Raw genomic sequence first — 12,667 nt, 5'->3', positions numbered from 1 at the left:
GGCGCGGTATGGCACGGCGCTTGTGGAGGTCGATGCGAAGCGCAAGTCCGGCCTTATCGAGCGGAGACCGCTCGCTCTCTCTCTCTCTGTCTCGTAGCAGCGGCTTCAGCCGCGACGGGCTTTCCCGATGAAGCCCGTCGCGGCTGAAGCCGCTGCTGCGGAATACCGGTGCGTCAGGACCTGTTCCGCCGCGCCCGGCAATCGTGGGTTCTCGCAACCGACCTACCGCCCCAGCCGCTCCGCCAGCCTTACCAGCTCGGCCAGCGAACCGACCTCCAGCTTGCGCATCGCATTGCCGCGGCGCACCTTCACCGTGATCTCGCTGAGCTGCAGCCGCGCCGCCACCTGCTTGTTCAACAGGCCCTGCACCACCAGCTCCACCACCTCGCGTTCGCCGGCGCTGAGCCGCGCCCAGCGTGCCTGCAGTTCCGCCTGCGCCGCATCGGCGGCGCGGCGCGCGCGGTCGCGGGCGATGCCCTGGCCGATCGCGTCGAGCAGGTCCTGGTCGCGGAACGGCTTGGTCAGGAACTCGATCGCGCCGTTCTTCATCGCTTCCACGCTCATCGGGATGTCGCCGTGGCCGGTGATGAAGATGGTCGGCAGCGCCAGCCCGGCCTCGCGCATGTTGCGGTGGAAGTCCATGCCGCTCTGCCCGGGCATGCGGATGTCCAGCACCAGGCAGCTCGGCGCGTCGGCGCGCGGATGCGCCAGGAAGTCGCGGGTCGAGGCGAAGGCGTGCACCTGCAGGTCCACCGAGGCGAACAGGTCTTCCAGCGCGGCGCGGATCGAGGCGTCGTCGTCGATCAGGTACACCACCGGGCGTGCGGTCGCGTCATTCATAGCGTGGCTCCGCCGGCGGTGGGCAGGCACACGCAGAACACCGCGCCGCGCGGCCGCCCGGGTTCGGCCCAGATGCGCCCGCCGCCGGCCTCGACGATGCTGCGGCTGATGCTCAGGCCGATGCCGATGCCGCCCTGCTTGGTGGTCCAGAACGCATCGAACAGATGCGCCTGCGCCTGCGCGGACAGGCCTTCGCCGCTGTCGGCCACGCTCAGCCGCACCGAACGCGCGTCCTCGCGCTCGGTGACGATGCGCAGCGCACGCTGCGCCGGCGGCGTGGCGGCCATCGCCTCGATCGCGTTGAGCAGCAGGTTGCCGATCACCTGCTGGATCTGCACCGGGTCGGCCGACACCGGCGGCAGCAGCGCCGACAGTTCGGTGTGCACGCTGACCGCGCTGCGTTCCAGTTCGCCCTGCGACAGCGCCAGTACCTCGGCCACCGCGGCGTTGAGGTCGAAGGCGCGCTGCTGCGGCGCCTCGCCCCGGGTCAGGCTGCGCACCCGCGCGATCACCTCGCCGGCACGCTCGGCGTCGGCGAGGATGCGCGCCAGCGCCGCACGCGCCTTGTCCAGGTTCGGCGGCTGCTGGTCGAGCCAGCGCTGGCAGGCGTTGCCGCTGGTGACGATGGCCGCCAGCGGCTGGTTGACCTCGTGCGCGATCGACGCGGTCAGGCTGCCCAGGCTGCGTACCCGCGCCAGCCGCAGCAACTGCGCCTGCGCCGCGTGCGCGGCGGCCTTGGCCCGCTCCATGCGCACCGCGATGGAGGCGGTGACCGCCACCACCACGATGCTGATCGCCGAGTTGATCACGCCGACGTGGTAGGCCCCGGCATGCGTGAGATGGAAGCTGAGCACAACCAGCATCACGCAGATGCCCGCCAGCACGCCCAGCCCGGCCGGGGCCAGCAAGCGCACCGCGCCGAGGATCGCCACGGTGTAGAACAGCGCCGCCGCCACCGCGTAGTCGGTGACCGTGTCGGCGACGAAGATCGCACCCAGCGCCAGGCCCAGCGCGGCCAGGCCGAGCAGGCGGCGATGCGGCGGCAGCGGCTTGAACCAGGCGATCATCGGCGGCGTGGCGTGGGAGTGACGGGGATAGGCATGACTGGCTCAGGCTTCGGCGCCGGCGTTCCAGAACGCCTGTTGTACACCCGGTTCGCCCTCCAGGCGCTGCACCACCGCATCCAGTTCCTCGGCACGCACCGCGGTGGCGTACAGGGTGGCGGCGATCTCCACGTCCTTCTGCCCGAACGGATGCTGCTCGACCTCGCGCGCCGGGTAGTGCGCTTCCTCCAGCAGTTCGATCAGCCGCTCGCGCACCTCGCCGTGCACCTCGCGCGCGCAGATCGCATAGAACATGTAGGTGGCTTCCAGCGAGGATTCCTTCAGCGGATGCCGGTTGATCCGGTTCACCATCGGCCGCAGCAGGGTATTGCTGAGCAGCACGAACATGGCCGCCAGCACCGCCTCGGCGACCAGCCCGGCACCGGCGCAGGCGCCGACCGCGCCCGACCCCCACAACGTCGCCGCGGTATTGAGCCCGGTGACGTTGGCGCCTTCCTTCATGATCGCGCCGGCGCCGAGGAAGCCGATGCCCGAGACCACGTAGGCCACCACCTGCACCGCGCCCTGGGTGCCGCCGTGGATCTCGAACAGGCGATCGCCGAGCGAGACGAAGATCGCCGCGCCGACCGCGACCAGGGTGTTGGTGCGCAGCCCGGCGGTGCGCTGGCGCACTTGGCGCTCGAAGCCGATGATCGCGCCGAGCACGAAGGCGGCGGTGAGGCTGACCAGGGTGTCGAGCAGCGAGCCGAGATTGAACAGACGCAGTGCTTCCATCAGGGCGCGTTCCAGTAGGTGGGGGGAGCGGTCATGGCGGCTCCGGGAAAGGAGTGAGCGGATGCGGGTGGCGCATGATGCCGGGGCAAGATGGCATCCGATACCGCGGCGGCAGGCGCGCGCGGCTCAGCGCACCCCGGGCCACCACGCCAGCGCGGCATGCAGCCAGTGCGCGGCCGGAGTGTTCGCCCCGGCCTCGTGCAGGCGCCGCTGCGCCGCATGCGGCAAGCGCGCGCGGACCCGGATGCGGTCGGCGACGGACAGCAGCGACAGCGCATCGGCCATGACCCGCGGCGACTGCGCGGACAGGGCCAGGGCGAAGGCGCGTGCGCCGTGGGTGGCGAGCAGATGGCGCAGCGCCTCGGTGCGGCGCATGGCGACCGCGGCGCGCAGCGCGCGCTGCAGGCCGCGCTGCAGGCGGAAACGGCGGGAGAACAGCGAGAACAGGAACATGACGACCTCCTTGCGGCGCGTGGCCGGAGGACGTCGCAGCGTGTGCGCGGCGTGCGTCTTCCGGCTCAGCGCCGGGCAGCGACCAGGCGAGGGGAACGGCGGGGGAATGCGGCGCTGATGCCGCGTCGATGCGGATCGGGGTCCATGCTCGCCTCCGGTATCAGGGGAACGGATCGCGCGGTGCGCGACGCCTGGCGCGGTCGGATGCCGCGGTACCGCACACTGGCCGGGCCAGGAGCGGGTGGCGCAAAGCTTGGCATGCGGCCCAGGTGTGCACCAGCCTGCATGAGGCCATGACGGCGATACCAAGGTATATCCGGTCTGGTCCGCCTGCCGGCGCGTGGCGCAGCGATTGAGACGCGGCCGGCTACACTGGCCGCATGCAGAACGATGCCCATTTCCTGATCCTCGCCGGCCTGTTGTGCGCCGTCATCGCCCTGTTGCTGGCCGTGTTGCTGCGGCGGGGCAACCACGCCGCGCTGGAGGCCGCCCTGCGCGAGGAGCAGCGCGGCGGCCGCGGCGAACTGCGCGAGCAGCTCGACAGCCTGGCGCGCCAGCAGGACGCGCGCAGCGAAGGCTTCGCCCGCAATCTGGCGGATCTGTCCACCCGCACCGACCAGCGCCTGGACCTGCTGCGCGAAGCCCTCACCGAGGACGCGCGGCGCGGCCGGGTCGAGGCCGGCGCCGCGCAGCAGCGCATGGCCGAGTTGCTGAGCCAGCGCCTGGTCGAGATCCGCGGCCAGCTCGACGCCTTCGGCCAGCAGCAGGACGCACGCATGGCCCAGTTCGGCCAGCAGCAGGCCGAGCTGATCGCGCGCATCGACGCGCAGCTGGGCGCGTTGCGCGAGGCCCTGATCGAGGATGCGCGCAAGGGCCGCCAGGAAGGCGCGGACGCGCAGCAGCGCTTCGCCGACACGCTCGGCCAGCGCCTGGGCGACCTGGTCCAGCGCAACGAGCAGCGGATGGGCGAGATGCGCGCCACCCTGGAGGAGCGGTTGAAGGAACTGCAGGCCGACAACGCGGCCAAGCTCGAGCAGATGCGCGGCACCGTCGACGAAAAGCTGCAGACCACCCTCAACACGCGCCTGGATGCCTCGTTCAAGCTGGTCTCCGAACGGCTCGAGCAGGTCCAGCGCGGCCTGGGCGAGATGCAGCAGCTGGCCACCGGCGTCGGCGATCTCAAGCGCGTGCTGAGCAACGTCAAGAACCGCGGCGGCTGGGGCGAGGTGCAGCTGGAGAACATCCTCGAGCAGACCTTGACCCAGGAACAGTACGCACGCGGCGTGCGGGTGCGCCCGGAACGTAACGAAATGGTCGACTTCGCGGTGCGCCTGCCCGGCCGCGGCCACGAGGACACGCCGGTGTGGCTGCCGATCGACGCCAAGTTCCCGCGCGAGGACTACGAGCGCCTGCTCGACGCGCAGGAGCAGGGCGATCCGGAACTGGTGCAGGCGACCGGCGTGCAACTGGAGCGCGCGATCCGGGTGCAGGCCAAGTCGATCGGCGACAAGTACATCGCCCCGCCGCACACCACCGACTTCGCGGTGATGTTCCTGCCCACCGAGGGCCTGTACGCCGAGACCCTGCGCCGCCCCGGCCTGGCCGACCTGCTGCAGCGCGAGCACCGCATCGTCGTCGCCGGGCCGACCACGATCACCGCCCTGCTCAACAGCCTGCAGATGGGCTTCCGCACCCTCGCCATCGAAAAGCGCTCCAGCGAAGTTTGGGGTGTGCTGGCGGCGGTGAAGAGCGAGTTCGGCAAGTTCGCCGGCATCCTGGAAAAGGCCGAGAAGCAGATCAGCACCGTCGGCAAGAGCCTGGGCGAGGCCAGCCGCAAGACCCGCACCATCGAACGCCGCCTGCGCGGCGTCGAGACCCTGGCCGACGCGCAGGCCGCGCCGCTGCTGGAACTGTCGCTGCCGCTGGACGATGCCGAAGCGGACGAGGCGGCAGGCGACGACCGGGAGTGAGGGCTTGCGGTGCCCGCGGCGGCGGTGCGGCGAGTCGGGATGGCAGGGCGCCGTGGCGGTTACGTCGACGCGAGATGGTGTGCGACCGGCACGCGCCATGTTGGATGCAGCGCCGCGACCTGGACGGGCCAGCGCGGCCGCTTCGTACGCGCGCGCTGTACAGATGGCACAGCATGCGGGTGTCCGGGTCTTGCCTGCAGTGTCGATGCGATTCGACATCGCGGATGCGCTGTCGTCTCCAGGCCGCTCGCCTGCTCGCCCGCTGGCCGATACGCGCGCTGCCGATCACGACGAGAGGCACATGTGTAGCGGCGGCTCTTGTTCCTTCTGCGGCAGTCGCGAGCAGGTGTTGCGGACGCGGCCGTCGCGGCTGAAGCCGCTCCTGCGGGATCACATGATCCGCAGCAAAAGCGGGTGTTACGAGCTTGCACAGGCTAGCTGTCGGTGCGCTGAGTCACGCGGTCACGGCACTGCGCATGCTGCGCCGGCAGCGACTATGCTGGCGCTCCCTTTCGATCGAGGTAATGCCCCATGTCCGAGTCGTTGACCGCCATTCCGCTGACCCGCATCGATGGCCAGCCGGCCACCCTCGCCAAGTTCGAGGGCAAGGTGTTGCTGATCGTCAACGTCGCCTCCAAGTGCGGCCTCACCGCGCAGTACGCGGGTCTGGAAGCGCTGTACCGCGAGAAGCAGGCCGCCGGCCTGGAAGTGCTCGGTTTCCCGGCCAACGACTTCAAGGGCCAGGAGCCGGGCAGCGAGGCGGAGATCCAGCAGTTCTGCCAGCTCACCTACGACGTGACCTTCCCGATGTTCTCCAAGATCGCGGTCACCGGCGAGGACACCCATCCGCTGTACCGCGCGCTGATCGCCGCGCAGCCGCAGACCGAGGGCGAGGGCCCGATGCGCGAGAAGCTGGCCGGCTACGGCATCGAGCCGAATCCGGCGCCAGGCGTGCTGTGGAATTTCGAGAAGTTCCTGGTCGGCCGCGACGGCCAGGTCCGCGCGCGCTTTGCTCCGGACGTCACCGCAGAGGACCCGCGCCTGCGCGCGGCGATCGACGCGGCGCTGGCGTAACGGCGCGCGGCGTCATCTGGCTGTGCTTGGACGAGCTGAAGGTGTGTTTCGGCGTCTAGGTAGTTGGTGAACGAGCCGGAGAGGTGATCGATGTCCTCGTTGGCCGGCGTCGCTTGTTGCGGCTGAACCGCTCCTACGCAAGGCGTGCAGCATCGAAACCGTTGCCGTTGCCGTTGCCGTTGCCGTTGCTCTTGCTTGGCTTTGGCTGTTGCTCTGGCTTTTGATCTACCGGGTCCCCTCGGCGCGGCAGCCACGGCGGGGAAACACCCGAAGGGCGGCGTACATGGATGTACGCCGTCCGCGGCAGGGCAGGGCTCGCCGGAAAAAGGCGAAGCACTGCTTCGCCCCGGCGGGCGGGCTGGCGCCGTGAGGCGACTGCCCCGGACTTGGCTGCGAAGCAGCCAAGCCCCTTCCGCGGATCCCCGGGCTGGACGCGGACCCGGAGCGCGCAGCGCGGAGGGCGCGAGGCAGGGCGCGCTTTCTTTTGGTTACCTTTTCTTTGCGCGAGCAAAGAAAAGTAACTCGCCCGCAAGGGCGAAAGCTTTGCTTCTGCTGTTGTCGTTGATGTGGTTGCTTCGTTTGGAAGCTTGAAAGCAACAGCAAAGGCTTTCGCCTTGCGGCGAGTCACTTTTCTTTGCTTGTGCAAAGAAAAGTAACCAAAAGAAAGCACACCCCGCAGCGCGCCTTCCGCGCTTCGCGCTCCAGGTTCGCAGCCACGACGGGGATTCGCGGAAGGGGCATCCTGCCCCTGCCGCGAACGGCGTACATCCATGTACGCCGCCCTTCGGGTTTTTCCCCGCCGTGGCTGCCGCGCCGAGGGGACCCCGGTAAATCAACTGCAACAGCAACAGCAACAGCAGGAACAGGAACCGGAGCAGGAGCAGGAGCAGGAGCAGGAGCAAAGCCGGCTGCACCCTGTAGTCCGCCGCGACACCCGATCACCCACTGCAAACCGCGCGCTCATCCCGCACATCGCGCTGCGCCCACAGGCGATGGCGGCAAAAGCTTCGGACACAAAAAACCCGGCCGAAGCCGGGGTTTTCTGTGCTGCCTAAGTGCAGGCGACTCAGCGACCGCCGCGCCACTCCGGGACCGGCATCGCATCCACCGGCACCGTCGGATTGGTCTCTTCCTCGCGCAGATAGGCCGGCAGATCGTCGTCCTGACGCTTGTGCCCGCGCATGTCGCTCTCGATCTGATAGTTGCGGCGCTGCAGCCACGCATCGCGGGTCAACTGGTACTCGTCCGGCGCCTGGTCGCGCAGACTGTCCAACGACAGCAACTGCGCGCGCGTGTCGACCAACTGCAGGCCCTGCAGACCGATGCGCACTCGGTCTTCCTCGATCTGCTGCAGTGGCGACAGCGGCGCGTCGCCGACCAGGCCGAACGCATCGCGCACCGTGCGCGGGCCGAACAACGGCAGTTCCAGGTAACGCGAGCGGCGCCAGCCCCACACACCCAGGGTCTGGCCGAAGTCCTCGCTGCGCCGCGGCAGGTTGGCGTCGGTGGCCGGGTCGAAGATGCCGCCGATACCCAGCGTGCTGTTGATCAGGAACCGGCTCAGGGTCTGCCCCGCCTGCAGCGGACGGCCCTGCAGCAGCTGGTTGACCATGGTCAGCGGCGAGCTGAGGTTGTCGAAGAAGTTGGTCACGCCCAACCGCACCGGCCGCGGCACCACGTTGACGTAGGCGCGTGCCAGCGGCCGCGCCACGCCACGGTCGACCACGTTGTTGAAGGAATGCACCTTGCGGTTGAACTTCTCCCACGGATCGTAGCTCTGCGGTGCAGGCACGCCCTCCGGCAGGGTCGGATCGGCGACCGGGTTGTACGGGTCGCCGCCGTACAGCGCGGCGTAGTCGTCCTCGGCCGAGGTCGGCGTGCCGTTGGCCGACCCGGCGCCCGGGGCAGCACTCGCCGGCTGCATCGCCGCAGGCGCGCTTGCCGATGCCGGCGCGGCGCCGGTGTCCATGCCGGTGGCGCTGTCCGCGGTCGCCGACGCGGCGTGCGTATCGGGAGTCGCGGCGCTGTCGCTGGCGGCCGGCGCGGTCTGTGCCACCGGCGGCGGCGGCGGTGGCGTGCGCTTGGGCGCGCCAGCGCAGGCGCCCAGGGCGGCGGCCAGGGTCAGGGAGGTAAGGATACGCAGCACGTTCATGTGTCAGCTCGCCGCAGGGGGAGAGTGGAAGTCCAGGGTCGAGGCCAGCCGGTAGGCGGCGCTCAGGTCGGTCAGGCCGGCCGGGGCGCCGTGGATGGCGACCTCGGCCTGGCCCTGGGCACGCAGGCGCGCGGCAAGTTCGGCGAGCAGCGCCAGGCCGGCGCTGTCCACCCGCGAGACGGCCTGCAGGTCCAGCGCGCGTGCGCCCGGCAGCGCGCGCAGCGCTGCCGGCCACAGCGCGGTGGCCGCCGCACGGTCGAGCACGCCGCTCAGCGCGAGCGTGTCGCCGTCGCGGCGCAGTTGCGGCGCATCACTTGCCACTGTTGCCCGCCGGTGCCGCCTGCAGCGTGCCGTTGCGCAGCTCGGCCGCAACCTCGGGGATCGACTTGTTGCGCAGCGGGGTGTCGAACTGGTTGCGGAAGGTCTGCACGTAGGACACGCCCTCGACCATCACGTCGAAGATCTTCCAGCCCGCGCCGGTGTTGCGCAGCAGGTAGTCCACCGGCACCGGGTCGCCGCCGCTGCGCAGCAGTTCGGTGGAGACCTTGACGCCGCGGCCGCCGGGCAGCGGGGTTTCCGACTTCACCCGCACCTGCGGCTTGCCTTCGAAGGTCAGCAGCGAGGTGCCGTAGCGTTGCATCAGGTTGTCGGCCATCGCGTCGCCGAACAGCTTGACGTCGGCGTCGGAGGCGCCGCGGCCGTGCACGCCCAGCACCAGGCGGGCGGCGTAGTCGCGGTCGAAGGACTTGTTCATCTCGCTGTCGATGAACTGGCGCAGCGCGGTCGGGTTGCTCTTGAACTCGCTGCGGCGCTGTTCCAGCGTGGTCAGGATGCGCGTGCTGTTCTCCAGCACCACCTTGCTGGCCGAACCGGCCTGGGTGGCGGCGGCGGCCGGCGCGGCGGCCTGGGCCAGGGCGGCGGAGGGCGCGGCCACGGCCAGCGCGGCGGCGAGAGCGGCGGAAAGCAGTTTGATCGTCATGGCTTGGGTTCCGTTGCGGGCGTGGTGGGGTCGGCCGAGGGTGCGGCAGCGGGTGTTGCGTTCTTGTCGCCGCCGGCACTGCCGCCGCCGAACATGTACTTGCCGACCAGCTGGATCAGGTCCACCGCCGGCTGGGTGAAGGCGATTTCCTGGCCGGGCTTGAGCGTGTCGGGGTCGCCGCCGGGCTGCAGGCCGACATAGCTCTCGCCGAGCAGGCCGCTGGTCAGGATCGCCGCCGAGGTGTCGGCCGGCAGGTCCTTGTACTTGTCGTCGATGGACAAGGTCACCACCGAGTCGAACTTGGTCGGGTCCAGGTCGATCTTGGCGACCTGGCCGATGATGACGCCGCCGATCTTCACCGGCGCCTGCGCACGCAACTGGCCGATCTGCGAGAAGCGCGCGACCAGGTCGTAGCGGTGGCCGCCGAAGCCCCACTGACGGTTGGTGGAAGCCAGCGCCAGCACCAGCAGCGAGGCCAGGCCCAGCAGCAGGAAGGCGCCGACGGCGAACTCGAGACGGGGACCACGGAGAGCCATAACGTGTCTACCTTGTTGATTCAGCGTGGCCGCGGCGCCAGTGCCGCGACCGGGATGTTGCCGCGGGGCCTGCCGTCGCCGGCCGGCTCCGCGTTGGTGCCGCTCAGCGGAACAGCAGCGCCGACATGACGAAATTGAACATCAGCACCAGCAGCGAGGCGTTGACCACGGCGCGGGTGGTGGCCACCGAGGTGCCCTCGATGGTCGGCTCGGCATGGAAGCCGACATAGGCCGCCACCAGCGCCGCCGTGCCGCCGAACACCGCCGACTTCAGCATCGCCACGCCGAAGTCGTCCCAGAAATCCACGCTGCTCGACAGCGCCGACCAGAACGTGCCGCGGTCCAGGCCGAGCGCGCCGACGGCCTCGAAGTAGCTGGCGCTGATCGCCAGCGAGCAGAAGATGCCGGTCAGCAGCGGCACGGTCAGCACCGCCGCCCAGAAGCGCGGCGCCACCGCCTTGGCCACCGGATCGATCGCCATCAGCTCCAGCGCCTTGATCTGGTCGGTCGCACGCATCAGGCCGAGCTCGGCGGCGATGGAACTGCCGGCGCGGCCGATGAACAGCAGCGCGGTCAGCACCGGCGCCAGCTCGCGGTACAGCGACAGGCCGAGCAGCGTGGACAACGCATCGGAGGCCCCGTAGGTCTGCAGCGTGCGGTAGCCCTGCAGGGTCAGCACCAGGCCGACGAAGGCGCCGCCCACGGCGATGATCGGCAGCGAACGCGCGCCGACCTTGTAGATCTCGCGGATCAGCTCGGCCAGCAGGTCCCGGGTCGGCAGCGAGCCGCGCAGCACGGTCAGGAAGAACAGCCCGGCACGGCCCAGGGAACGGATCGGGGCAACGATGGCCATCAGGCGGCGCTCCGCGCGCGCTGCGGCGCATCGAACGGGATCGGGCCGTCGGGACGGCCGTGCAGGAACTGCTGCAGCAGCGGATCGCTGCTGGCCTGCAATTCCTGCGGGGTGCCGGCGAAGACGACGCCGCCGTTGGCGATGGCCACGGCCTGGTCGCAGATCGGCAGGGTCTCGTGGACGTGGTGGCTGACGATGATGCTGGTCAGGCCCAGGGTGTGGTTGAGGCGCTGGATCAGGCTCATGATCACGCCGGAGGCGATCGGGTCCAGCCCGGTCAGGGGTTCGTCGTAGATCATCAGCGGCGGGTCCAGGGCCAGCGCCCGCGCCAGCGCCACGCGCCGCGCCATGCCGCCGGACAGCTCGCGCGGCCAGGCGTCGGCAGCGGCCAGCAGGCCCACCGCGTGCAGCTTCAATGCGACCAGCCGCTGCAGCACCGGTTCGGGCAGGCGGGTGTGGGCGCGCAATGGCAGCGCCACGTTCTCGGCAACGCTCAGGTCGGTCAGCAGGCCGTTGCCCTGCAGCAGCACGCCGATGCTCTTGCGCGTCTCGCGCAGCGCACGGCTGCCGCGCGGCAGCGGCTTGCCGAACACCTGCAGCGTCCCCGCGGCCGGCTCCAGTTCGCCGGTCAGCGCCGCCAGCAGCGTGGACTTGCCGCTGCCGGAGGGGCCGAGCACCGCGGTGATGCTGCCGCGCGGCACGCTCAGCGAAACGTCACGCAGGATCGCCCGGCCGCCGCGGTCGATGCGCACGCCCGACAACTGCACCAGATTGGATTCGGAAGACGCCATCGCGACCTTTAACGAAAATACAACATAGGATCGATCCGTTCGGCTGAACTTAACCGAACTGGCCCGTGCAGTATTGTCGCACTGCGCGGGCCGGTGTGCGCGCCCGCTTCACCCCGTTCATGCAACAGCGTGTCATACGGCCGCGCATTGGCCGCCGGCGACGCTGCATCGGCTCGGGATGGCCGCCACCGCGCCAGCGCCTCGCAGCTGCAATTGAGGTGTGGACAAAAGGCGGTGTGGACAAATGCCCGCACAGCGCTTGTGCGCGTCGCGACGGCACGCGACGATGCCGGCATGGCGACCGTGCCGAACCACACCTGGAGTCAAGGATGGAGCTGTTGAGCTTGGAACACTTCGCTGGAAGCGTGAACGAGACGTTCTCGGCGCAGTTGAACGAAGGCGAGGTCGCATTCGTGCTGGTCGAAGCGCGGCCGCTGCCGACGCCGCCCGCGGCGCGGCGCGCCCCGTTCTCGCTGCTGTTCCGCAACGGCTCGGCGTTCCTGTTTCCGCAGCAGACCTACCAGATGCGCCATCCGCGCCTGGGCGAGATCGGCATCTTCCTGGTGCCGGTCGCGCGCGAACGCGACGGCTTCCTGTATCAGGCGGTGTTCAACTGACGCGCGCGTCCGGCTTCGTGCCAGCGCCATCCCAGCGCATGGCCAGATGGGTCTGGCCGGCCTCGCCGGCAACGAAGCCCAGCCGCGCGTAGAGCCGCTGCGCTGCGGGATTGGCATGCAGCACGTGCAGTGTCAGTGCGCGCCCATCCGCATGCGCGAGCGCCTGTGCCTGCGCGATCAGCGCGCCGCCGATGCCGTGGCCGCGGCAGTCCGGCAGCAGGCTGATATCGACCAGGACGTGCGGATCCGTGCTGCGGTCCAGATACAGCCGGCCCAGCCGCGCGTGCGTGTCTTCCACGACCAGGAAGTCCGCGCCGGGAAAGTGCTGCAGATAGTGCGCATGCTGCAAGGCGAACTGCTGGTCGAGAAAGGCGCGCTTGGCTGGCTCCGGCCAGGGGACTGCGGCCAGTTCGTCGCGCCGCGTGCTGGCGTACAGGTCGCGTAGCCAGTCCAGGTCCGCGGCCTGTGCTGCGCGCAGGACGATGCCGCGCGCCCGCAATGCGGGCGGCGCGGCGAGCCCGGCGTCCCGTTGCGGAAAGCCGGGCGACGCGGCGATCGACATCA

The 12,667-nt window shown here is 70.0% G+C and carries 15 protein-coding genes; 4 read left to right on the top strand and 11 right to left on the bottom strand.

Annotated features, from left to right (window positions below):
• Positions 1 to 222: 222 nt before the first annotated feature.
• From SLW52_RS08125 to SLW52_RS08110, 4 genes are all read right to left on the bottom strand, one after another.
• Entirely contained in the window at positions 223 to 840 is a 618-nt protein-coding gene (locus SLW52_RS08125) for a response regulator (RefSeq protein WP_267098970.1), read from the bottom strand.
• Positions 837 to 1,907, bottom strand: a complete 1,071-nt coding sequence (locus SLW52_RS08120; RefSeq protein ID WP_320739954.1) for an ATP-binding protein — start codon at positions 1,905 to 1,907, stop codon at positions 837 to 839. Before SLW52_RS08120 ends, SLW52_RS08125 begins: the two co-directional genes overlap by 4 nt.
• Positions 1,908 to 1,949: 42 nt before the next feature.
• Positions 1,950 to 2,678, bottom strand: a complete 729-nt coding sequence (locus SLW52_RS08115) for an MgtC/SapB family protein (RefSeq protein ID WP_148827367.1) — start codon at positions 2,676 to 2,678, stop codon at positions 1,950 to 1,952.
• Positions 2,679 to 2,804: 126 nt separating this feature from the next.
• On the bottom strand, positions 2,805 to 3,131 hold the full coding sequence (locus SLW52_RS08110; protein ID WP_320739953.1) for a hypothetical protein: 327 nt from the start codon (positions 3,129 to 3,131) through the stop codon (positions 2,805 to 2,807).
• A 380-nt stretch (positions 3,132 to 3,511) separates the two neighbouring features.
• On the opposite strand from SLW52_RS08110, the gene rmuC reads away from it, so the two are divergent.
• From rmuC to SLW52_RS08095, 3 genes are all read left to right on the top strand, one after another.
• Entirely contained in the window at positions 3,512 to 5,101 is a 1,590-nt protein-coding gene (gene rmuC / locus SLW52_RS08105) for a DNA recombination protein RmuC (RefSeq protein ID WP_320739952.1), read from the top strand.
• Between the two features lie 531 nt (positions 5,102 to 5,632).
• Entirely contained in the window at positions 5,633 to 6,175 is a 543-nt protein-coding gene (locus SLW52_RS08100; RefSeq protein WP_320739950.1) for a glutathione peroxidase, read from the top strand.
• A 770-nt stretch (positions 6,176 to 6,945) separates the two neighbouring features.
• Complete coding sequence (locus SLW52_RS08095; RefSeq protein WP_320739949.1) at positions 6,946 to 7,230, top strand: hypothetical protein; 285 nt, start codon at positions 6,946 to 6,948, stop codon at positions 7,228 to 7,230.
• A gap of 11 nt (positions 7,231 to 7,241) precedes the next feature.
• Here the strand turns inward: SLW52_RS08095 and SLW52_RS08090 are convergent, their stop codons facing one another.
• The 6 genes from SLW52_RS08090 to SLW52_RS08065 all read right to left on the bottom strand — a co-directional run bounded on the left by SLW52_RS08090 (position 7,242) and on the right by SLW52_RS08065 (position 11,486).
• The gene (locus tag SLW52_RS08090) at positions 7,242 to 8,327 is read right to left on the bottom strand and encodes a VacJ family lipoprotein (protein WP_320739947.1); all 1,086 of its coding nucleotides are present in this window, start codon (positions 8,325 to 8,327) and stop codon (positions 7,242 to 7,244) included.
• A gap of 3 nt (positions 8,328 to 8,330) precedes the next feature.
• Positions 8,331 to 8,648, bottom strand: coding sequence for an STAS domain-containing protein (locus SLW52_RS08085; RefSeq protein ID WP_043093981.1), 318 nt, complete (start codon positions 8,646 to 8,648; stop codon positions 8,331 to 8,333).
• Positions 8,638 to 9,306, bottom strand: coding sequence for an ABC transporter substrate-binding protein (locus SLW52_RS08080; protein WP_017909943.1), 669 nt, complete (start codon positions 9,304 to 9,306; stop codon positions 8,638 to 8,640). The genes SLW52_RS08085 and SLW52_RS08080 overlap by 11 nt, the downstream gene beginning before the upstream one ends.
• Positions 9,303 to 9,842: an outer membrane lipid asymmetry maintenance protein MlaD gene (gene mlaD / locus SLW52_RS08075; protein ID WP_017909944.1), complete on the bottom strand. Its 540-nt coding sequence runs from the start codon at positions 9,840 to 9,842 to the stop codon at positions 9,303 to 9,305. The genes SLW52_RS08080 and mlaD overlap by 4 nt, the downstream gene beginning before the upstream one ends.
• 103 nt (positions 9,843 to 9,945) lie before the next feature.
• Positions 9,946 to 10,695, bottom strand: coding sequence for an MlaE family lipid ABC transporter permease subunit (locus tag SLW52_RS08070; RefSeq protein WP_010341089.1), 750 nt, complete (start codon positions 10,693 to 10,695; stop codon positions 9,946 to 9,948).
• Positions 10,695 to 11,486, bottom strand: a complete 792-nt coding sequence (locus SLW52_RS08065) for an ATP-binding cassette domain-containing protein (RefSeq protein ID WP_043093985.1) — start codon at positions 11,484 to 11,486, stop codon at positions 10,695 to 10,697. Before SLW52_RS08065 ends, SLW52_RS08070 begins: the two co-directional genes overlap by 1 nt.
• Before the next feature lie 329 nt (positions 11,487 to 11,815).
• Here SLW52_RS08065 and SLW52_RS08060 point away from each other — a divergent pair, with 329 nt between their 5' ends.
• Positions 11,816 to 12,103, top strand: a complete 288-nt coding sequence (locus tag SLW52_RS08060; RefSeq protein ID WP_017909947.1) for a hypothetical protein — start codon at positions 11,816 to 11,818, stop codon at positions 12,101 to 12,103.
• On the opposite strand, the gene SLW52_RS08055 is transcribed toward SLW52_RS08060, so the two are convergent.
• Complete coding sequence (locus SLW52_RS08055; RefSeq protein ID WP_320740085.1) at positions 12,096 to 12,665, bottom strand: GNAT family N-acetyltransferase; 570 nt, start codon at positions 12,663 to 12,665, stop codon at positions 12,096 to 12,098. The genes SLW52_RS08060 and SLW52_RS08055 overlap by 8 nt on opposite strands.
• Between the last annotated feature and the right edge of the window lie 2 nt (positions 12,666 to 12,667).

Source organism: Xanthomonas sp. LF02-5 (assembly GCF_034105325.1).
GTDB lineage: Bacteria > Pseudomonadota > Gammaproteobacteria > Xanthomonadales > Xanthomonadaceae > Xanthomonas_A > Xanthomonas_A sontii.
Note: the sequence above shows the minus strand (reverse complement) of the source record. Positions and strands in the feature narration are given on the sequence as shown.

What these genes read in the sequence shown, in the direction of transcription:
- SLW52_RS08070 (WP_010341089.1), bottom strand. Translation starts at nt 10,695, where the DNA reads ATGGCCATCGTTGCCCCGATCCGTTCCCTGGGCCGTGCCGGGCTGTTC.
- SLW52_RS08080 (WP_017909943.1), bottom strand. Translation starts at nt 9,306, where the DNA reads ATGACGATCAAACTGCTTTCCGCCGCTCTCGCCGCCGCGCTGGCCGTG.
- mlaD (WP_017909944.1), bottom strand. Translation starts at nt 9,842, where the DNA reads ATGGCTCTCCGTGGTCCCCGTCTCGAGTTCGCCGTCGGCGCCTTCCTG.
- SLW52_RS08090 (WP_320739947.1), bottom strand. Translation starts at nt 8,327, where the DNA reads ATGAACGTGCTGCGTATCCTTACCTCCCTGACCCTGGCCGCCGCCCTG.
- SLW52_RS08055 (WP_320740085.1), bottom strand. Translation starts at nt 12,665, where the DNA reads ATGTCGATCGCCGCGTCGCCCGGCTTTCCGCAACGGGACGCCGGGCTC.
- SLW52_RS08110 (WP_320739953.1), bottom strand. Translation starts at nt 3,131, where the DNA reads ATGTTCCTGTTCTCGCTGTTCTCCCGCCGTTTCCGCCTGCAGCGCGGC.
- rmuC (WP_320739952.1), top strand. Translation starts at nt 3,512, where the DNA reads ATGCAGAACGATGCCCATTTCCTGATCCTCGCCGGCCTGTTGTGCGCC.
- SLW52_RS08100 (WP_320739950.1), top strand. Translation starts at nt 5,633, where the DNA reads ATGTCCGAGTCGTTGACCGCCATTCCGCTGACCCGCATCGATGGCCAG.
- SLW52_RS08060 (WP_017909947.1), top strand. Translation starts at nt 11,816, where the DNA reads ATGGAGCTGTTGAGCTTGGAACACTTCGCTGGAAGCGTGAACGAGACG.
- SLW52_RS08095 (WP_320739949.1), top strand. Translation starts at nt 6,946, where the DNA reads ATGTACGCCGCCCTTCGGGTTTTTCCCCGCCGTGGCTGCCGCGCCGAG.
- SLW52_RS08065 (WP_043093985.1), bottom strand. Translation starts at nt 11,486, where the DNA reads ATGGCGTCTTCCGAATCCAATCTGGTGCAGTTGTCGGGCGTGCGCATC.
- SLW52_RS08115 (WP_148827367.1), bottom strand. Translation starts at nt 2,678, where the DNA reads ATGGAAGCACTGCGTCTGTTCAATCTCGGCTCGCTGCTCGACACCCTG.
- SLW52_RS08120 (WP_320739954.1), bottom strand. Translation starts at nt 1,907, where the DNA reads ATGATCGCCTGGTTCAAGCCGCTGCCGCCGCATCGCCGCCTGCTCGGC.
- SLW52_RS08125 (WP_267098970.1), bottom strand. Translation starts at nt 840, where the DNA reads ATGAATGACGCGACCGCACGCCCGGTGGTGTACCTGATCGACGACGAC.